This is a genomic window from Marinobacterium maritimum (genome assembly GCF_039523155.1).
Lineage (GTDB): Bacteria > Pseudomonadota > Gammaproteobacteria > Pseudomonadales > Balneatricaceae > Marinobacterium > Marinobacterium maritimum.
The window spans coordinates 81955-102279 of the sequence record NZ_BAAAET010000007.1; the positions used below are offsets into that span (position 1 = coordinate 81955).

Below are 20325 nucleotides of genomic sequence, written 5' to 3' on the forward strand. Positions count from 1 at the left end.
GTTGTTCACCACTTCATGTTGCACTGCGTCATAATGTGTTCATTATGAGACTTTAGCTTGATGGTTCGTTAAACAGAGGGATAGTTCCATGTCGATTGCAGCCGATTCGCCCGTCACTACCGAGACGCCCCCGATGCATGATCAGCTTGAGTTCTACATCGAGCAGGCACGCAAGGCAGGCCCCATCCGCACCGCCGTCGTGCATCCGGTGGATCACAACAGCCTTCTCGGAGCAATCGAAGCCGCCGAACAGGGACTGATCGAACCCTTGCTGGTGGGCCCCGAACACAAGATTCGTGCCGCGGCCGAAGCGGAAAATATCGACCTGACGCCCTACCAGATCATCAGTACCGAACACAGCCATGAGGCAGCCGAGCGCGCCTGTGAGCTGATCCGCAAGGCGGAAGCCGAGGCCCTGATGAAAGGCAGCCTGGGGACTTCGGAACTGCTCAGTGCCGTTATCCACAAGACCAAGGGGATCCGCACTGAACGCCGCCTGAGCCACGTATTCGTATTCGACGTGCCCAACTACCACAAGCCCCTGGTCATTACCGACGCCGCCATCAATGTCGCCCCGGACCTGGCCCTCAAGCGCGATATCGTGCAGAACGCCATCGAGTTCTGTCAGTCCCTGGGCAACAACCAGCCCAAGGTCGCCATTCTGGCGGCGGTGGAAAAGGTCAAGCCGAGCATGCAGAGCACCATCGACGCCGCCGCGCTTTGCAAGATGGCGGATCGCGAGCAGATCACGGGTGGCATCATCGACGGCCCGCTGGCGTTCGATAACGCGATCTCGCTGCAGGCCGCGATCGACAAGCATATCAAGTCACCGGTTTCCGGCGATGCCGACATCCTGCTGGCCCCGGACCTGGAAGCGGCCAACATGATCGCCAAGCAGTTGATCTACCTGGCCGACGCCAAGTCTGCCGGTCTGGCCGTCGGTGCCCGCGTACCGATCATCCTGACCAGCCGCGCCGAAGGCACTCTGGGGCGCCTCGCCTCCTGTGCGCTGGCCTCGCACATGGTCAAGCACGCCAAGGGAGGCAAGTGATGGATACGATCCTGACCGTTAACGGTGGCTCCTCCAGTCTCAAATGTGGCCTCTACGCCCTGCAGGGCGGTGAGCTGCGCTGCCTGATCCACCTCAAGGTGGAGAACCTGCTCGGTGAACCCACCCTGTTCAAGGTACGTGACGAGCAGAACCAGGTGCTGGATGCTCATGAACTGGACTGCCGCAATGTGCCCCAGAACGAACGCCACCAGTTTGCGCTGCAGGAGGTACTGCAGTGGGTGGACGCACACTTGCCGGAGTCACACCTGATCGCCACCGGCCATCGCGTGGTCCACGGCGGCGACCAGTACAGCGCCCCCCTGCTGCTCGACGACGCCACCCTGACCCAGCTGGAAACCCTGATTCCTCTGGCCCCGCTGCACCAACCCTACAACCTGAAACTGGTGCAGGCCTGCCGCAAACTGGCGCCGGAACTGCCGGTCGTGGCCTGCTTCGACACCATGTTTCATGCCCAGCAGCCGCGACTTGAGCGTCTCTATGCCCTGCCGCGACGACTGGTAGACAAGGGTGTGCACCGCTACGGCTTCCACGGCCTGTCCTACGAATATATCCAGCGCCAGCTGACTCTGGCCGGTGCCGGCAACCTGAAAACCGTCGCCTGCCACCTGGGCGCCGGCGCCAGCATGTGTGCCATCCGCAATGGCCGCTCTGTCGCGTCCAGCATGGGTTTCACTGCCGTGGAAGGCCTACCGATGGGCAGCCGCACCGGCAACCTGGACCCGGGGGTACTGCTCTACCTGATGCGTGAAGAAAACATGGATGTGGATGCGCTGGAAAAGCTGCTCTACAAGGAAAGCGGCTGGCTGGGCATCTCCGGTATCAGCTCGGACATGAAAACTCTACATCAGGCTAATGATCCCAAAGCCGAAGAAGCAATCGATATGTTCTGCTATCGGGTAGCACTGGAAATGGGCCGCTTGACCGCTGCCCTGGAAGGTGTCGAGCAGGTGGTGTTCTCCGGCGGCGTGGGCGAAAACGACGCCGATGTCCGTGCCCGGGTACTGAAGCGCTGCGGCTGGCTGGGTATCAAGCTGGATGAAGCAGCCAACCAGCAAAACAGCGGCATCATCAGCACAGCCGACTCAGCAGTAACGGTGCGGGTGATGCCCACCAACGAAGAGCTGATGATTGCCACCCATGTTGATGAGCTGCTGCACTGAACAGCATCGTTTTCAGCCCTTCAGGAGACACCTGTCTAACCTGAAGGGCTTGTGCAGTTAAAACAGGGTTGTCTTTGATTTTTCATTCGGTAAAGTCTTAGATAGAAATCAAGGACAACCCGTTCTTGTATTCAACAGCCGTGCGGGCCGCCGGCAACGTCTGATCGATAGCGACAAGATCTCAGGAAGAGCATCTTGATCACGACAAATGAAAAGGAACTTCATCATGCCGACAACTAATTGTCACACCATTCAAAATCAGATGCGTCTGCCTAGCCTCAATACCGGCTCTCATCCCCCTACCCTCCAGACAATAACGCCATAAGCCACCGGTTTACCGAACCTGTTTTCATCATCGCATTGCCCAGGTGACGTCAATCTCAGCGTCATAGATCGGGCTTACAGATATTTGCCAGAGAACAAGGATGTTTTTTATGGCAGGACAGACACTGGCCTCTCAGGCCACAGCAACACACAGCTATACCATTCAAAAAGACGAATGCCTGAGCTTGCTCGCCAAACGTTTCGGTACAACTGTTGATGCTCTTCAGCGCTTGAACAGCGACCAGATCAAGAATATTCACCTGATCTATGCCGGACGCCAGATAAAGACGCCGGCGCCCCCCGAACAAGCCCCTTCAGCCAAGCAGGCCGATGACATCGAGACCATCGAAGCCATAGAGCCCGATACCGACACAAAGCGCACACCGGTACCCGACTACAGGCAGCAGGGTAAAACCGCCAACGGCAACACCACCTGCAGCGAAGCCGAAGTCACCTATGCCGATGTTCTCTACGTGGCGCAGCACCCCAAGAGCAACCGACCAGAGTGGTATGCCTTCACACAGGAAGCACTGGATTCCCTGCGACTGGAACGATCACACCTGGCGAGTGCTATCCAGCAAGATGATCTGGATACCACCCATCATAACCTGACTCGCTTGGGCATTCTGTCCAAGCTGGCCGGCAAGAGCTTTGAAGCCTTTCTGTCTGAAGAAGATGCAAAGCATTATCAAGACCTGCTCTTCAAGCAGACAGTTTTGAAGAGTTCCGCTGAGCAATTCTATCAGGATGGGCCTGAAAGCTTCGTGTACAAGCTGCTACAGGAAAATCCTGTCAACCTGAGGGAGGAAATCCAGGAACAGATCGATCTGGATATTGCTAATGAGCTCTGTGCTATTGATTACAATAAATTCAACCCTCTACGGAGCCCCAGCCTTCAGTTGGAAGCATGGATATCAGAAGCGGAACTGGGCAGGGAAATACGTCAATACCAGACGTTAATCTCATTTAGGGAAAAGACCAAAAGGGATGCATATGAAGCCGGGTATAAAAAATTAGTTTCATATTATGAAGATCAGATCAAAATTCTGGAAGAAAAAGCTATAAAAGCTGCACCGGGTAAAATATCGGATGATGGCAGCCGCTTTGTTTTCGATAGAAATCGAAACTATTTTACCAGCCGTAAAGAAAAACAGATTGAGCACGGTATAAAGCAACTGAAGCGCTGCCGTGACAAGTGTTATTCCAGAAAAGAATTGATGTTTGAAGAGCCTGCCGAGTCTCATCAAAATTTGAAGGAATTTTGGGATAAAGAGCTGCCTTTTGCACATCAAAGGCTGATGGCAGGCCGTGTTTACCGATACCACCCTACACGGTTTGTACGATATCTGAAGAAAGTTAATGGATTCGGGTTTGCCCTCATCGATCAATGCTTGCCATATGAAAAACTGATCGGTACCACTGAAAGTCATTATGGCCCAAAGGAGTTCGGAAAGGAGTGGCGTGATAAAGAAGGCCCACTTTTTGACGATAGAAACAAGCTTTCCAACCAATCACAAGTGTTCAAGTCAATCTACACACGCATGAACCCCGAAGGCAAGGATGGACAGGGCTATATCGAGCAAATACTTGATGATATCAAGACTGGCACCCAATGGGCCTACTACCCTACATGCGCCATACTCGCCACCATTGAAGCCATTCTGGAGGAGCAACAAGCCGGTTTAAGTGCCTTGCTTGATGGCCAACTGCCCCCCGGATTCTTCCAACATATCCTCTGGGTAAAAAAACTGGCTTTGAGTCGGCTCGACAGGCTCGAAAAGCTGGCCGAGCGCAACGCCCGAGAGGGCAAGCTTGAGCCGGGGCGCTGCTGGCTGGAACAGCCACTGACAACCTATACCCTGCTCCGGGAAGATACGCCCTACATTCCCAAAGAAAAAAGCTATGGCGCTTTCCTCAACAAGGCTGGCAAGGCAGACCTTCAAGTAGTCGAGTGCAGTCTGCTGTCGGAAGGAAAGGTGTTCTATATCCGCAGTGCTGAATGGTTCATGCCTGAAAAGGACAACAAGGAAATCGCCTGTCTGGGCCATGTAAAACACATCACAACGAGCATGAATATTCAGCAGGTAGTTTCACGGAAAGAACACACCAAGACTGCCCGAGCAGCAATTTTCGCGGCCTTGAACAACCTGGAGATCAAAGGGTTAAGTGCCGAACTGGTCAAAACTCCAAGTGCCAGCGCCAGCTATGACAGTTGCTTCTGGCACGGTAACCTGCATACCCAATGGGGGCTTACCGACACAGGTACGTCCGCCTATGTGGTCGATGCCGAAGCCCAGTCTATGCGCTTTAGCGCAAAAGCCGAAAGTAGCCTAGACCTTCCCTTTAATGCAGTCAATCCGATCAGCCTTAAGAAGGCCTTGAAAGCTGGCGGCAGTGTCAGCATGAGCCTTACCCTGTTAAGTGGACAGCTCAGCTTTGCCTGTTGGCTACCTCTTGTTGAGGGGAATCAGAACTATACCTCTCATGAGGTAAGCAAGGTTAATGGCCACACATTTCTCATTCCCTACTATAAGTTCAGCGATGGCGTCCGCAGTAAAGTCGATTATAACGCTGGCAAGCTGCTGGCCTATGTCAGTGCAAGTGTATATGGGCTTGCCGGCGTAAGCTGTAATTTGGGAGCCAGCCTGGAACTGGGACCCTCTGAAATCGACGGAAGCATTGGCTTAAAAGGGCGAGCGATTAGCCGCTCTAATCACCCGAACCGATACATTGACAGTGAAGCTATCGAAGTTGATCAGAAACTGCCAACAGCGGCTCAGGCGGGAGCCCATACCGATGTCTTCGCCGGTGTTGAGGCTGGCGGAACGGTCGGGGCCGATATTTATTGGCGGCCACTCGATCATGAGCAGGAGAAATATCTCGACCCCATGAAGCTCGGATGTTTCAGTGCCCATGCGGCCGTTAATTACGGTTTAAGAGGATCCGCTGAATTCAAAATAGCCCTTCACAATGGACGATTGCTTCTCATCGCTGCTGCTGGGGGCACACTTGGGCTGGGTTTCCATGGAAAAGTCGCAATAGAAATCGATGCAATGGCTGCCGACCGTTTCCTGGCATGTGTACTTGGGGTATTCAACCAAAGCGGTTTTCAGAAATTGGCTTTTCTGGGTGAAGAGCCGGGGGAGTTCGAAAGCCTCAATACGCTGCTTACTATTGCGGTTGCTGCGGGTTTAACAATAGGGCAGGCCATATTGCTTCCAGTAGTTACCTATGAGCGTTACAAGATTTCGGTAATGAGGAATGAATATGCGCCAGTGCTGGCCCTCAATATAATTCAAGAAAACAGTAAAGGAATAACTTCATCATGGGTGCAAAGCCTTCCTCCTGAAACACTAGCCAAGCTTATTTCAATACTTATATCCAAACAAAACACAAGGACAGAAAATAAAATAAAAATATCATACGATAATAAAAACAGACTAGACTCTCTAATGAAAATATTTAGTTGGATAGTTAATAATCCAAAAAACTTAAAAAACAAGGAAAACAGTCGAAAGCAATTCGAGCAGACTCTTTTTATAATGGGTAACAATAATAGAAATAAAAATATAGGTTATATTACCAAATGGGAAAGCTTTTGTACAAACTGGTGGAAAATCGCAGATTTTATAAAAAAAACCATAGATATGGAATACATTTCAGAACCAGATAAAGCTTTTTCTATAATAAGCATTTTCAATGAAAAATCAAAAGAGCTTTGCTCAAATATCGCTTGCTACGAATGCTCTATTGTTTCAAGTAATCATTTCGGAACAAGCATATTAAAACATTACATAGCGTATGATAAAAATCCTCAAAGACATAAAAATATACGTAAACAAGAAGATATAAAATCCGCGATTAAACATCAAAAGATGATAATACAAAAACTATCCCGAAGTAACCCAAAAGATAAAGAATTATCAAAACCTTCAGAGTTTAAATGGGAACTAGCATGAACAAAAGAATCATAAAAAAACAAACACTTATTTTTTTATTAATTTTTTCTTTAGTTATTATTGCAATTGTTTTCCTTAGTAAAAGCAACGTCGACTATCAAAGTCAGCAGGGATTGGAGCCTTCACAGCTCACAGAGCTATTAGAGATGGCCAGTAAAAGCCAACCTAATCCTGATCCCTACATATCTAGCGAGGTAAAACCTAGCGATCCCCTTTACCCAGGGCTACTGGCTATTCAACTTAATCAGACAGCTGATGATCTACTGCCACTTGCGGAAACCCGTAACTCCGATGCAATGTACTGGCTAGCTAGTAGCATGAGTGGAATGGAGCTGATTAATGGGGAGGATGGTGCACTGTTTCAACAAGCCGCAGAACTAGGCAATCCTTATGCAGCAATGAGGCTTACACCCATACTTTCAGTTAGTATCACCTGCAATGAAGCACGTCTTGGCATAACCATCTGCGATGATGAATGGAGTGAAAAAGCGCTAAAACTACTCAAAGCACGAACAGAAATGGGTGATATAAAATCAGAGTATTATTATTATAAGGCTAGAATAGCACTCGGAAATTACAGTCCATCTAACTTAAAAATTATTGATATCGCTACGCGTGGGGCAAAAGAACATTACTATCGACCACTATATGACCTGATCCTCCATTATTATATAGAAAATAGATCAAAAAAGGTTTCAAATGAGAATTTAAAAGCAACAGAGAGCCTTATTAAAATGATGATTAATAACAACTATATCCCTGCCATAAGGTTCTCTCGTGGGAAAAGATTATACACTTCATTATCTCCTGAATGGAGAGAGATAGTGAAGAAAAAATATGTAGAATTAGGTCTTCACTATTCTTTAGTTACAGAATTCCTGGATAACATATCTGATAGAAAAGCCAGCACTATAAATTTATCATTGATTTATAGAAACCTTTATATTTTAAAAGAAGTGTATGGAATAGATTATTACCATAGACTCGATAGAGAAATAAAACTCTTTGAAAAGGATCCCATCAGACTGGCCGCCGAGAAAGAAGCCGAATCCATCATTGAAAGAATACACTTCCCTATCTATATCGATGAGCAGCACCCACCACACTGAATTTTTTCTCCCCCCAATAGGGAGCAACACAGCACAGGGAAACCGCCCTGTGCCGGTTTTAATAGTGCGCCGATGAAGCCAAGTCATGACTGACTATCATACCGACAGACACCATCAGACTTAAAATCGCCAAACGTCCTCAACAGATGATTGAGGTACCTTTTAGCGGGAACGCTGTCTGACCGCCTCGAACAGACACACCCCGGTAGCCACGGAAACGTTCAAACTGCTGACCTCGCCGGCCATGGGGATGTTGATCAGCTGATCGCAGTTCTCGCGGGTCAGGCGGCGCATGCCCTTGCCTTCGGCGCCCATCACCAAAGCACAGGGGCCGGTCAGGTCGGTTTCGTAGACACTGGCTTCGGCTTCACCCGCCGTACCGGTGATCCAGATGCCGCGCTGCTGCAGCGACTGCAGGGTACGTGCCAGGTTGGTGACCTGAATGTAGGGCACCACTTCCGCGGCGCCACAGGCCACTTTGGCCACGGTTGCGTTTAACGGTGCCGACTTGTCCTTGGGCGCGATCACCACAGCGACACCAGCGGCGTCGGCAGTACGCAGGCAGGCGCCCAGGTTATGCGGGTCGGTGACACCATCCAGCACCAGCACCAGCGGTGCACTGCCGGCGTTATCCAGCAGTACATCCAATGCTTTTTCCGACAGTGCCTTGATCGGCTCGCATTCGGCGATTACGCCTTGGTGGCGGCCGCCGCCGGCACGCTGATCCAACTGCGCCTTGGGCTCCTCAATGACCTTGATCCGCTGGGCCTCGGCCTTGTCCAGCAGCGTCTGCAGACGCTCGTCACGACGGCCCTGCTGTATCAGCAGACGGCGGACACGGCCGGGGTTACGGTTGAGCAGGCTGGTTACGGCGTGCAGACCAAAGATATCGGTTTGGCTCATGGGACTCCCAAGGGTGCTATAGAGGAATAACAGCTGTCTATTATGCGGTAAAACCAATAAAAAAGCCGCCCTCAGGCGGCTTTCTCAACCAGGGTATGTATCAGCCTTTCAGGCCAGCAAATACCTTGTCACGGATATCGTCGACGCTGCCCACACCTTCCACGTACACGTAAGCCGGTGCCTTGGCTTCACCGCTTTCGTTCCAGCCACGGTAGTAGCTGATCAGCGGAGCAGTCTGGTCGTGGTAAACCTTCAGGCGCTGACGTACGGTTTCTTCCTTGTCGTCTTCACGCTGTACCAGCTCTTCACCGGTTGCATCATCCTTGCCTTCTTCCTTCGGCGGGTTGAACACAACGTGGTAGGTACGGCCGGAAGCCGGGTGTACACGACGACCGCTCATGCGCTTGATGATCTCTTCATCTGCCACATCGATCTCGACAACCGCATCGATATCCACACCTGCATCCTTCAGTGCATCCGCCTGCGGGATGGTGCGCGGGAATCCGTCAAACAGAAAGCCCTTGGCGCAGTCCGCTTCGGTGATACGCTCCTTGACCAGGCCGATGATGATGTCATCGGATACCAGACCACCGGCATCCATCACTTCCTTGGCCTGTTTGCCCAGCGGGGTACCCGCTTTCACCGCCGCACGCAGCATGTCGCCGGTAGAGATCTGCGGAATGCCGTACTTTTCGGTGATGAACTGGGCCTGAGTGCCCTTACCCGCACCGGGTGCTCCAAGCAGAATAATGCGCATGTATCTTGTCTCCTGAACGTTATAGTAATCGGTAAAGCTGAGGAGCAATGGCTGTGCCACTGCACCGAAATTCGGCTACAGGGTTCTATGCAGGCTATCCGCCCGGGCCCCATAAACACAATTCGACATTAGCCCTAGCACAATCGCTCCGGGAGTTGCCGGATTGTTGACAAAGGCATCGAGAGTACGCAAAGCCTGTGGGTGATTCAACCCCCATTTGCAGACCACCCATCAGCCGGTATTGCGCATGCCGGCCGATATTCCGGCCATGGTCACCATCAATGCCTGCTCCAGACGCTGATCCGGCTGGTTGCGATCCCGGAACAGCAGTTCGGCCTGCAACACATGTAGCGGATCGATGTAGGGGTTACGCACATCGATCGACTGGCGGATAACGCTGTTGCCTTCCAACAGCCTCGGTTCCTGCTTGATCTGTTTTACCTGTTCCACCGCCTGCTCCAGTCGCAGGCGCAGGCTGGAACCCAGCGCCTGAAGTTCCGGCGATACCAGGCGCTGCTCGTAATAGGCCGAGATATTGATATCGCTCTTGGCGAGCACCATCTCCAGCATGTCGATCCAGGACTGGAAGAACGGCCAGTCACGGTACATCTCGTGCAACAGCGGCAGTTGCTCGTCGGCCACCGCCATTTTCAGCGCGGCCCCCGAGCCTAGCCAGGCCGGCAGCATCAGCCGTGTCTGGGTCCACGCAAAGATCCAGGGGATCGCCCTGAGGCTTTCCACGCCGCCATCGGCCTTGCGCTTGGCCGGACGTGAACCCAGCGGCAGCTTGGCCAGCTCCTGCTCGGGCGTCAGTGCACGGAAGTAAGGCACGAACTGGGGCTCTTCACGCACCAGCGAGCGGTAGATCTTCATGCCACACCCGGCCATGCTGTCCATCAGCGTGCGCCAGGCCGGTTCAGGGGCCGGGCCCGGCGTCAGCGTCGCCTTGAGCACGGCCGCGGTATAGAGGGTCAGGTTACGCACCGCGATCTCGGGGATACCGAACTTGAAGCGGATCATCTCACCCTGCTCGGTGACCCTGAGGCTGCCGCCCACCGAACCCGGCGGTTGCGCCAGGATCGCGGTATGGCTGGGACCGCCGCCACGGCCCACGGTGCCACCACGACCATGGAACAGGGTCAGACGGATGCCTTCACGGTTGCACAGCTCGGTCAGCGCTTCCTGAGCCCGGTACTGGCCCCAGGCGGCCGCCAGCTGGCCGGCATCCTTAGAGGAATCGGAGTAGCCGATCATCACTTCCTGATGACCGTCGATGTAATTACGGTACCAGTCAACCGCCAGCAGTGCACCAATGCAGTCCGGAGCGTTGTCCAGATCATCCAGGGTCTCGAACAGCGGCACCACCCGCATGTTGTGCTCAACGCCGACTTCCTGCAGCAGCAGGTTCACCGCCAGCACATCGGAGGGCTGACTGGCCATGGAGATCACATAGGAGCCCAAGCTGTATTCGGGGTTGGCGGCGATCACCCGGCAGGTGTTGATCACCTCCATCACGTTCTCCCCCGGCTGCCACTTGTGCGGCAGCAGCGGTCGACGCGACTGCAGCTCCTGCAACAGGAACGCCTGCTTGCGCGGTTCGTCCCAGTCGGAATAGCGCCCCAGCTGGTAGAACTCGGTCAGCGCATCGAACACCTCGGCATGGCGATCGGCATTCTGACGTACATCCACGCGCACCAGCGTCAGACCGAAACAGGCGATACGGCGCAGCAGGTCCTCCAGCGCGCCGGAGGCGATGCAGGACATGCCGGATTCGATCAGCGAGCGGTGACAAACCAGCAGGGGTTCACGCAACTCATCCAGATCACTGATCCAGCGCTCAGGGTCAGCCGGGTTACCCTTCAGGTACGCCTCGATACCGTTGCGCGTTTCCAGCAGACGGCTACGCACACGGCCGAGCAACTCACGATAGGGCTCGGGGTGACTATCGGTCAGGTGGCGCAGCTCGGCATTAGCCGCATGCATCGACAGCTCGGCACGCAGCTGATCGACATCGCGGGCATAGAGGTCGGCCGCCATCCAGCGCGCCAGCAGCAGCACTTCCGAGGTGACTGCTGCCGTTACATTGGGGTTGCCATCACGGTCGCCGCCCATCCATGAGGAGAAATGCACCGGGCAACAGGTCAGCGGCAAGCCGGCTCCCAGATCGGCCTGCAAACGTTTATCGACCAGGCGCAAGAAACGGGGCATGGCGCTCCACAGGGAGTTTTCGATCACCGCAAAGCCCCACTTGGCTTCCTCAACGGGCGTCGGTCGGTTCTGACGTATTTCGTTGGTATGCCAGATCTGGCTGATCAGCTGGTCAAGCCGGGACTGCACCGACTCGCCTCGATCACGCTGCTTCAGCGTGTCGGCGATGGCATCATACTTCTGGATCAGGGTACGACGATTAACCTCCGTCGGATGGGCGGTCAGGACCAGGTCGATGCTGAGATTCTGCACGCAGTCGAGAATGGCTTCAGGGCTCTGGCCGGACGCCGTCAGCTCAGCCAATAACTGGTCCAGCAGATCGGCATCCTCATCACCACCGGTCTCGAAATGACGGCGTACACGGTGGTGCTCTTCGGCGATATTGGCCAGGTTGAGGAACTGGGTAAAGGCACGCGCCATCGGCAGCACCTCGTCCTCGTTGAGGTCATTCAGTGCCTGGCGCAGCTGCTCCTGGCTGGCATCTTCGGCCAGGCGCGCGGACTTGGCCAGCTTGCGGATATGTTCGACCCGAGCCAGAAACGGCGAGCCGAGGTGGGTTTCCATGGTACGTCCCAGGCTTTCGCCCAGAACACGGACATCATCACGCAGTGCTTCGTGCAGATCGCTCATGCCATCCCCTCCGTCAGGTTCCATAGCCTTCGATGCTAACCGATCCGGACGGTGGACCGTTAGCACCCTTGGTATGAATTTAGAGGTATGAATTTAGCGTCGGCAGATGTGCGTCTTGTGACGGAAGTGAAAGAAGGTTCAACAGGCCGTTACAGGCCTTTCGCCTTGGCCTCATCCCACCAGAGGTCCAGCTGTTCCAGACTGAGCTGCTCCCATTCGTGACCGCCAGCATTGACCTGAGCTTCGACATGGCCGAAACGGCGCTCGAACTTGGCGTTGGTGTTGCGTAGCGCCTGCTCGGGATCGATTTCCAGATGACGCGCCAGGTTCACCTGGGCAAAGAGCAGGTCGCCGATCTCTTCGCGGGCGTTGTCCAGATCACCCTGCGCCAACGCCTGGCGCAGCTCGGCAATCTCCTCTTCGATCTTGTCCAGCACGCCACCGACCTCGGGCCAGTCGAACCCTACCCGGGCCGCGCGTCGCTGCAGTTTGGCCGCCCGACTCAGTGCCGGCAGGTTTAGCGGCACCTCATCGAGCACCCCCGCACGCGCCTTGGCATTGCGCTCTTCCTGCTTGATCGCTTCCCAATTCTGATTGACCTGTTCCACGGCGATGGCATCCACCCCGGCACCGTCCAGTGTCCCGTTCGGAAACACGTGCGGGTGGCGCCGGATCAGCTTACCGACCAGCTGGTCGATGATGGCGTGCAGATCGAACCACTGCTGCTCATCGGCCAGACGGGCATAGAACACCACCTGGAACAACAGATCGCCCAGCTCATCACGCAGATGGGTCCAGTCCTCACGCTCGATGCAGTCGGCCACTTCGTAGGCCTCTTCCAGCGTGTGGGGCACGATACTGGCGAAGGTCTGCTCCAGATCCCAGGGACAACCACTGTCGGGATCACGCAGCGCATCCATCAGCCGAATCAGGTCATCAAGGCCGTAATGCATCAGTGCGTCCCGCTGCGCTCACGGTGCACATCCAGCACGTTGGGCACCTGGTTGATCTTGTCCATCAATCGCCCCAGCCGCTCCAGACGCGGGATTTCCACGGTCAGCGTCAGCTTGGCCATGTTGTTCTTGCGGTCAGTCAGGGTGTTGGCGGCCAGAATATTGAGTTTCTCGTTGCTCAGCACCAGCATCACATCACGCAGCAGCCCCGGCCGGTCGAAGGCTTCGATGGTCATGTCCACCGGGTAGGTCTGCTCATGTTCATCACCCCAGTCGACGCTGATCACCCGGTCCGGCTCGTTCTCGCGCAGGGTCATCAGGTTGAGGCAGTCTTCATGATGGATCGAGATGCCACGGCCTTGAGTGATGTAGCCCATGATGGGATCACCGGGCACCGGCTTGCAGCAGGTCGCCAGCGTGGTCAACAGGTTGCCGACACCCTGAATATTGATGCCGCTGCCACCCTTGCGCGGTTCCTGTGCCTGTCGGCTGGCCGGCAGCTCCAGGTCCATCTGGGGCTCGGGGCGCTCCGGCTCCACCTGACGCTGGGCTTCGTGAATGATCTGCGACAGACGCAGGTCACCGGCACCGAGCGCGGCACAGAGGTCTTCAGAGGTTTTGAGGTTCAGCGCCACCGCGATCCGGTCCAGACTGATGGCCTGAGGATCCAGCGCCAAGCGGCGGAATTCGCGCAGGATGATATCGCGACCGGCCTCGGCGTTCTGTTCCTTGGCCTGCAGCTTGAACCAGTGTGCCACCTTGGCCCGTGCACGGGAGGTGGTGACGAAGCCGTAGTTGGTGTTGAGCCAGTCACGGCGCGGTGCCTCTTCCTTCGAGGTCATGATCTCGACCTGATCACCGGTCTTCAGCGGCTTGTTCAGCGGAATGATGCGACCGTTGACCTTGGCACCCCGGCAGCGGTGACCGACTTCAGTATGCACCCGGTAGGCGAAATCCACCGCCGTCGCCCCCTGGGGCAGGTCGATCACATGGCCGTCGGGAGTGAACACATAGACCCTGTCCTGTACCACGTCGCCGCGCAGCATGTCGCCAAGCGCCTCGGTATCGCCCAGATCGTCATGCCATTCGAGCACCTGACGCAGCCAGGCGATCTTCTCTTCGTAGCCATCGCCACGGGCCTGGGTATCGGTGCCCTTGTACAGGTGGTGGGCACAAACGCCCAGTTCCGCCTCGTCATGCATGGCAAAGGTACGGATCTGTACCTCCAGCACCTTGCCTTCGGGGCCGAATACCGCGGTATGCAGCGAACGGTAGCCGTTAGGCTTGGGCGAAGCGATATAGTCGTCGAATTCGTGCGGGATGTTGCGCCAGAGACCGTGCACGATGCCCAGTACGGTGTAACAGTCGCGGATCTCCGGTACCAGAATACGCACGGCACGCACATCGTAGACCTGGCTGAAGTCGATGTTCTTGCGCTGCATCTTCCGCCAGATGCTGTAGATATGCTTGGCGCGCCCCATCACCTCGCCATCGATATGGGCGTCCTCCAGACGACTGCGCAGCAGCTCCACCACCTGATTGATGAACAGCTGACGATCCAGGCGCTTTTCGTCCAGCAGACGCGCGATATGCTTGTAGTCGTTGGGCTTGAGGTAGCGGAAGGAGAGGTCTTCAAGCTCCCACTTGATATGACCGATACCGAGACGGTGTGCCAGCGGCGCGTAGATATCGAATACTTCGCGCGCGACCAGGTAGCGCTTCTTGCGGTCGCCGTTCTTGACGCCTCGGATGGCGCAGGTACGTTCTGCAATCTTGATCAACGCCACGCGTACGTCGTCAATCATCGCCACCAGCATCTTGCGTACGTTATCGACCTGGGCGATCCCCGTACCCAGTACGGCATCATCGGATCGGGGGTTCTTGCGGCTGCCGATAGCCGCCATCTGCAGGACACCGTCGATCAGTCCGGCGATGGTGTTGCCAAAGCGTTCACGTACGATATCCAGCTGCAGTTTGTGCTCGCGAACCGAGCGGTAGAGAATCGCAGCGACCAGCGTTTCCTGATCCTGCTGCAGCTCCGCCAGAATCTGGGCCATCTCGAGCCCGGTACGGAAACTGCCGATGGTATTCTGTGCCCAGTCATCATCCGAGTCGGCAACAGCGGCGCGGGCCTCCTTGGCCAGCAGGCACGCCTGCCTGATCTGTTCGACATCACTGACTTCGACCTGCTGCTGCAGGCGCAACAACCAGAGATCCAAATCTACGGTGCCATCTTCTCGTATCGGATGATCTTCTCGAACCTTCACCATGGCCTAAGCCACTCCTGTCTTGCCTCCGGCGACGATTGCTGAAAAAACGGGCGTCAGCCGGTCTGATGCGGCCCGCTCTTTCAAGATGGGGCCACATTTTAGTCGGTAAGACCCCGCAGTGCGAGCACGTTCCCTCAAAGCCCACTAAAACAATGACTTAGCTATTGGCAATTTAACCGTTAAACACGCCAGTAGACAGATAACGGTCGCCACGGTCACAGATGATGCAGACGATGGTCGCATTCTCGACCTTCTGTGCCAGTTGCAGCGCACCGGCCACGGCGCCACCGGATGAAACGCCACAGAAAATACCTTCTTCTCGCGCCAAAGCACGCATGCAGTTCTCGGCATCTTCCTGGCTGATATCGATCACTTCATCCACCCGACTGCGCTCGAAGATCTGCGGCAGGTAGGCCTCCGGCCAGCGACGGATGCCCGGAATCTGCGAACCTTCCTGCGGCTGCAGACCGACGATACGCACATCAGGATTTTGCTCCTTCAGATACCGGGACACACCCATGATGGTACCAGTCGTGCCCATGGAGCTAACGAAATGGGTGATGGTGCCTTGCGTCTGCTGCCAGATTTCAGGACCGGTACCGGTATAGTGTGCTTCCGGGTTGTCCAGGTTAGAGAACTGATCCAGCACCTTGCCCTCACCGGCCGCCTGCATCTCCAGCGCCAGGTCACGTGCCCGCTCCATGCCCTCTTCCTGAGTCACTTCGATCAGCTCGGCACCATAGGCCGTCATCGCCGCCTTACGCTCGGCACTCATGTTGGCCGGCATGATCAGCTTCATTTTGTAACCCTTGATCGCCGCCGCCATCGCCAGAGCGATACCGGTGTTGCCGGAGGTGGCTTCGATCAGGCAGTCACCCGGCTGGATGTCGCCACGCGCTTCCGCCAGGCTGATCATGCTCAGGGCGGGACGATCCTTCACCGAGCCGGCCGGGTTATTACCCTCCAGCTTGCACAGCACGGTATTGCCATTGGGGATCGGCAGGCGCTGCAAGCGCACCAGCGGGGTGTGACCGACATAGTCAGCAATGGTGGGATATTCGATGGGCATGGAGACTCCGCAAAACTTCCGCGATAGGGTATAAGAAAAGTACTATCTATTCCTGACAATTATAGTCGGAATAATATCAGTCCAGAGGGCGGCAAACAATCTCAGCGCCCTTCGGCGATCACGAAGGCGGACACATAGGCCCGCTCGTCGGTATAGCTCAGATGCCAGTGGCTGATGCCGGCATCCATGGCCCGTTTGGCCGCTTCGCCCTGCACCCGCAGCAACGGTCGGCCCAAGGCATCATGGGATACCTCAAAATGCTGCCAACTGATGCCTCGGCCGATTCCGGTTCCCAGCGCCTTGACCGCCGCCTCCTTGGCGGCAAACCGCTTGGCCAGAAAAAGGGCCGGCCGCGCATGCTGGTGGAAGGCGTCCAGCTCCGTCGGCGTCAGGATACGCTCGGGCAGACGCGGCGTACGTGCCAGCGCCTGCTCGATACGCGCAATCTCCAGCAGATCGGTGCCGATGCCTACAATCATGAGCGAATGGCGTCACGACGGGCCTGTACCCGCTGCTGTACTTGCATCATCAGGTCCCGCATCTCCTGCACCGCAGGCTTGAGTCCCACCATCACCGCACGGGCAATAATGCCGTGACCAATATTGAGCTCGTTGATCTCGGGAATTTCGGCTACCGGTTCAACATTGTGATAATGCAGGCCGTGACCGGCATTGACCACCAGGCCCAGCTGCCAGGCGTGGCGAGAGGCAACTTTCAGTCGTTCCAGCTCCTCGCTGCGCGCCACCACGGTTTCGGCATCGGCATAGTTGCCGGTATGCAGCTCGATCACGGGCGCACCACATCGAGCAGCCGCATCGATCTGGGCCGGGTCGGGATCAATGAACAGGGACACTTCGCAGCCGGCATCGGCCAGACGCACGCAGGCGGCGCGAATCTGCTCTTCCTGACCCAGCACGTCCAGTCCACCTTCTGTGGTCAGCTCTTCACGCTTTTCCGGCACCAGGCAGACATGGGGCGCACGAATGCGTTCGGCCAGCTGCATCATCTCTTCCGTCACGGCCATTTCCAGGTTCATGCGTGTCTGCAGCGTTTGCGCCAGCAGTTCGATGTCACGATCCTGGATATGGCGTCGATCCTCACGCAGGTGAACGGTGATACCATCCGCGCCAGCTTCCTCCGCCAGCGCAGCCGCCTGCACCGGGTCAGGATAACGGGTACCGCGCGCCTGTCGCAGGGTGGCGATGTGGTCGATATTGACGCCCAACAGCAAACGATCGGGTTCAGTCATCCTTAGCTCCTTCGTGTTTCTGGAAATTGCGTTTCAGGAAAAGTTCGCGGCTGCGCAACGGCTTGTCGCCCAGTTGAGCCGCCAGGCGCGCACGCATCAGCTGTTTGGCGGTACGCCGTACGGCCGGATCATCATAACAGTCCTGCTCGATAGCCAGCAGGTGGGCACCGGGATAACCCCGCCCCGCCACGCATGGCCGCAGCCCCGTTTCGGGCTGCCAGTCATAGCAAATGTCGGCATTCAGCGCGGCGCAGTCGAGGGCGAACCCCAGTTGTTCCAGCAATTGACGCTCGAAGGTGCGCAGAGCCCCTTCAATATCAGTCGCCAGCTTGAGTTCATTGAGGACGTAGCGGAACAGCACGAACAGCCGGGGGTGGGGGTCGAGCGGGCTCAACAGACGCTGAACCAGTTCATTGAGATAGAGGCCACAGAGCAGCGCTCGCCCCTGCAGCATGGCCCCCACTTCGGTGGCTTCGGCGCTGCGCAGGTTTTTCAGCTCGGTCCGCCCCTGCCAACTGACCTGCAGCAGCTGGAAAGGCTGCAGGCTGGCGCGAAGCCGAGAGCCCGGCTTGCGTGCTCCCCGCGCCACAACACTGACCAGTCCGTATTCAAGCGTCAGCAGATCGACCAGCAAGCTGGTTTCACGGTAAGGACGCGCATGCAGTACATAGGCTGCTGTCGCATCGACGCGTTGCGCCATCACTCGTGTCGATAACCCAGGCTTTGCAATGCACGCTCGTTATCGGACCAGCCACGCTTTACCTTGACCCAGAGGTTCAGCATCACCTTGGTATCGAACATCTTTTCCATATCCAGGCGGGCGTCACGACCGATGGTCTTGATCACGGCACCAGAGTCTCCGATGACGATGCGTTTCTGGCCGTCACGCTCGACCAGAATCAGCGCACTGATATGAAGAACTCGACCATCGTGGTTGAACTCCTCGATCTCGACCGTAGTACCGTAGGGGACTTCGTCACCGAGATTGCGCATCAGTTTCTCGCGCACCAGCTCCGCGGCCACGAAACGGGAGCTGCGGTCCGTGATCTGGTCCTCGGGGAACATGTGCATCCCCTCAGGAATACGGTTTTCCACTTCGCGCTGCAGACGCTCGACGTTGTGCCCCTTCTGGGCCGAGATCGGGATGATTGCATCGAAATGACGCTTGGCGGCCAGCAGATCCAGCTGCGGCAGCAGTGCGTCCTTGTCCTTCAGCTGATCAACCTTGTTCACCGCCAGGATCACCGGACAGCGTACGTTTTCCAGCTTATCCAGTACAATCTGGTCTTCTTCGGTCCAGGCGGTACGGTCAACGATGAACACCACCAGGTCAACATGACGCAGCGCCTCGGACGCCGTGCGGTTCATGAACCGGTTCAGCGCCTTGCCCCGATCATCCTTGTGCAGTCCGGGAGTATCCACATAGACCACCTGGAGGTCACCCTCGGTATGGATACCGAGAATCTGATGACGGGTGGTCTGCGGCTTGCGCGAGGTGATACTCAGCTTCTGCCCCAGAATGCGGTTCAGCAGTGTGGACTTGCCCACATTGGGTCGACCAACGATGGCAACATAACCACAGCGGGTAATGGCTTCACTCATGCACCGGTCTCCTGCCCCAGGGTCTTCAAAGCTCGACGTGCCGCTTCCTGTTCGGCCTGACGCCGGCTGCTGCCGCGCCCTTCTGTAGCCTCATCCAGTAGCGCCACCTCACAACGGATATGGAAGGTTTGATCATGCGGATCACCCTCGACCGATACCAGCTCATAGCGAGGCAGCTCGACACGGCGAGACTGCAGGAACTCCTGCAGACGGGTCTTGGCATCCTTCAACGAGATGTTGAGATCCAGCTGTTCCAGGTGACCGGCGAACCAATGCAGAATGAAGCTGCGTGCAGCCTCGATCCCCTGATCCAGATAGACCGCACCGATAATCGCTTCGACGCTGTCGGCCAGGATGGAATCACGGCGGTAGCCGCCGCTCTTCAGTTCACCCGACCCCAGTCGCAGGTAATCTCCAAGCTGCATCTCACGCGCGATCTTGGCCAGGGTTTCCCCTTTGACCACACGAGAGCGCAGACGGCTCATTTGACCTTCTCGAGCCGCAGGGAAGCGCTTGTAGAGGTCGTCAGCGATGACAAAACTCAGAATCGCATCACCGAGGAACTCCAGTCGTTCGTTATTGCGCTTGCCACAGCTACGGTGGGTGAGCGCCAGTTCAAACAGCTCGGTATCGGTACAGGGGTTGCCCAGCTTACGGGCCAATTCAGCAGCAGGTTTAATCAAGGTTTTACAGCTTCGTAGTGTTCTTCAAACTTAACCAGGGCATCGACGTTGTAGAACATCGGCACCTGTACTTGGTAAACCAGGTCGAAATAGATCACACCCTCTTCAAGACGGATCTTGAGCGAGTCCTTTTCAGGCAGTTCAACCTGGTTGATCAGGAGTTTCTTGTCCAGGTCACGGCGCAGCTCTCGCAGGGATTTGGACAGCTCGTCAGGATCTTCACTGGCAGTCTTCACGATCGAGTTGATGGCGGCATGCTGCCAGTAAGGCGAATACAGCTTGAAGCCGACGGAAAAAAAGATCCCGGCCACAATCAGGCCGACCAGAGTCGAGGTAAAAGAAGCCCCTCGTTGAAAGTGTGCTACGCCCTTGTCCAT

16 protein-coding genes are annotated in these 20325 nt (G+C 55.9%); 4 read left to right on the top strand and 12 right to left on the bottom strand.

All coding sequences use genetic code 11. The features are described 5' to 3' along the window. The first annotated feature begins 88 nt into the window (after positions 1-88). From ABD013_RS17535 to ABD013_RS17550, 4 genes are all read left to right on the top strand, one after another. Entirely contained in the window at positions 89-1051 is a 963-nt protein-coding gene (locus ABD013_RS17535; protein ID WP_343808948.1) for a bifunctional enoyl-CoA hydratase/phosphate acetyltransferase, read from the top strand. After that, positions 1051-2232 carry an acetate/propionate family kinase gene (locus tag ABD013_RS17540; RefSeq protein WP_343808950.1) on the top strand — a complete coding sequence of 394 codons (1182 nt, stop codon included), beginning with the start codon at positions 1051-1053 and terminating at the stop codon, positions 2230-2232. Before ABD013_RS17535 ends, ABD013_RS17540 begins: the two co-directional genes overlap by 1 nt. A gap of 434 nt (positions 2233-2666) precedes the next feature. Next, on the top strand, positions 2667-6515 hold the full coding sequence (locus ABD013_RS17545) for a LysM peptidoglycan-binding domain-containing protein (protein WP_343808952.1): 3849 nt from the start codon (positions 2667-2669) through the stop codon (positions 6513-6515). Continuing rightward, positions 6512-7624, top strand: coding sequence for a hypothetical protein (locus ABD013_RS17550; protein WP_343808954.1), 1113 nt, complete (start codon positions 6512-6514; stop codon positions 7622-7624). The genes ABD013_RS17545 and ABD013_RS17550 overlap by 4 nt, the downstream gene beginning before the upstream one ends. 162 nt (positions 7625-7786) lie before the next feature. Here the strand turns inward: ABD013_RS17550 and rlmB are convergent, their stop codons facing one another. The 12 genes from rlmB to ABD013_RS17610 form a co-directional block, all read right to left on the bottom strand. Continuing rightward, on the bottom strand, positions 7787-8527 hold the full coding sequence (gene rlmB, locus ABD013_RS17555; RefSeq protein WP_343808956.1) for a 23S rRNA (guanosine(2251)-2'-O)-methyltransferase RlmB: 741 nt from the start codon (positions 8525-8527) through the stop codon (positions 7787-7789). Between the two features lie 100 nt (positions 8528-8627). Continuing rightward, entirely contained in the window at positions 8628-9284 is a 657-nt protein-coding gene (gene adk, locus ABD013_RS17560; RefSeq protein ID WP_343808958.1) for an adenylate kinase, read from the bottom strand. 231 nt (positions 9285-9515) lie between these two features. After that, the gene (gene ppc / locus ABD013_RS17565; RefSeq protein ID WP_343808960.1) at positions 9516-12122 is read right to left on the bottom strand and encodes a phosphoenolpyruvate carboxylase; all 2607 of its coding nucleotides are present in this window, start codon (positions 12120-12122) and stop codon (positions 9516-9518) included. A gap of 149 nt (positions 12123-12271) precedes the next feature. Next, positions 12272-13075 carry a nucleoside triphosphate pyrophosphohydrolase gene (gene mazG / locus ABD013_RS17570; protein WP_343808962.1) on the bottom strand — a complete coding sequence of 268 codons (804 nt, stop codon included), beginning with the start codon at positions 13073-13075 and terminating at the stop codon, positions 12272-12274. Then, entirely contained in the window at positions 13075-15345 is a 2271-nt protein-coding gene (relA, locus tag ABD013_RS17575; protein WP_343808964.1) for a GTP diphosphokinase, read from the bottom strand. The genes mazG and relA overlap by 1 nt, the downstream gene beginning before the upstream one ends. A 172-nt stretch (positions 15346-15517) precedes the next feature. Next, entirely contained in the window at positions 15518-16414 is an 897-nt protein-coding gene (gene cysM, locus ABD013_RS17580) for a cysteine synthase CysM (protein WP_343808966.1), read from the bottom strand. 101 nt (positions 16415-16515) lie between these two features. Further along, positions 16516-16893 carry a holo-ACP synthase gene (gene acpS / locus ABD013_RS17585; protein WP_343808968.1) on the bottom strand — a complete coding sequence of 126 codons (378 nt, stop codon included), beginning with the start codon at positions 16891-16893 and terminating at the stop codon, positions 16516-16518. Next, positions 16890-17663: a pyridoxine 5'-phosphate synthase gene (pdxJ, locus tag ABD013_RS17590; RefSeq protein ID WP_343808970.1), complete on the bottom strand. Its 774-nt coding sequence runs from the start codon at positions 17661-17663 to the stop codon at positions 16890-16892. Before pdxJ ends, acpS begins: the two co-directional genes overlap by 4 nt. Beyond that, positions 17656-18363, bottom strand: coding sequence for a DNA repair protein RecO (gene recO / locus ABD013_RS17595; protein WP_343808987.1), 708 nt, complete (start codon positions 18361-18363; stop codon positions 17656-17658). Before recO ends, pdxJ begins: the two co-directional genes overlap by 8 nt. Next, the gene (gene era / locus ABD013_RS17600; RefSeq protein WP_343808972.1) at positions 18363-19265 is read right to left on the bottom strand and encodes a GTPase Era; all 903 of its coding nucleotides are present in this window, start codon (positions 19263-19265) and stop codon (positions 18363-18365) included. The genes recO and era overlap by 1 nt, the downstream gene beginning before the upstream one ends. Then, positions 19262-19948 carry a ribonuclease III gene (rnc, locus tag ABD013_RS17605; RefSeq protein ID WP_343808974.1) on the bottom strand — a complete coding sequence of 229 codons (687 nt, stop codon included), beginning with the start codon at positions 19946-19948 and terminating at the stop codon, positions 19262-19264. Before rnc ends, era begins: the two co-directional genes overlap by 4 nt. Continuing rightward, positions 19945-20325: a DUF4845 domain-containing protein gene (locus ABD013_RS17610; RefSeq protein WP_343808975.1), complete on the bottom strand. Its 381-nt coding sequence runs from the start codon at positions 20323-20325 to the stop codon at positions 19945-19947. Before ABD013_RS17610 ends, rnc begins: the two co-directional genes overlap by 4 nt.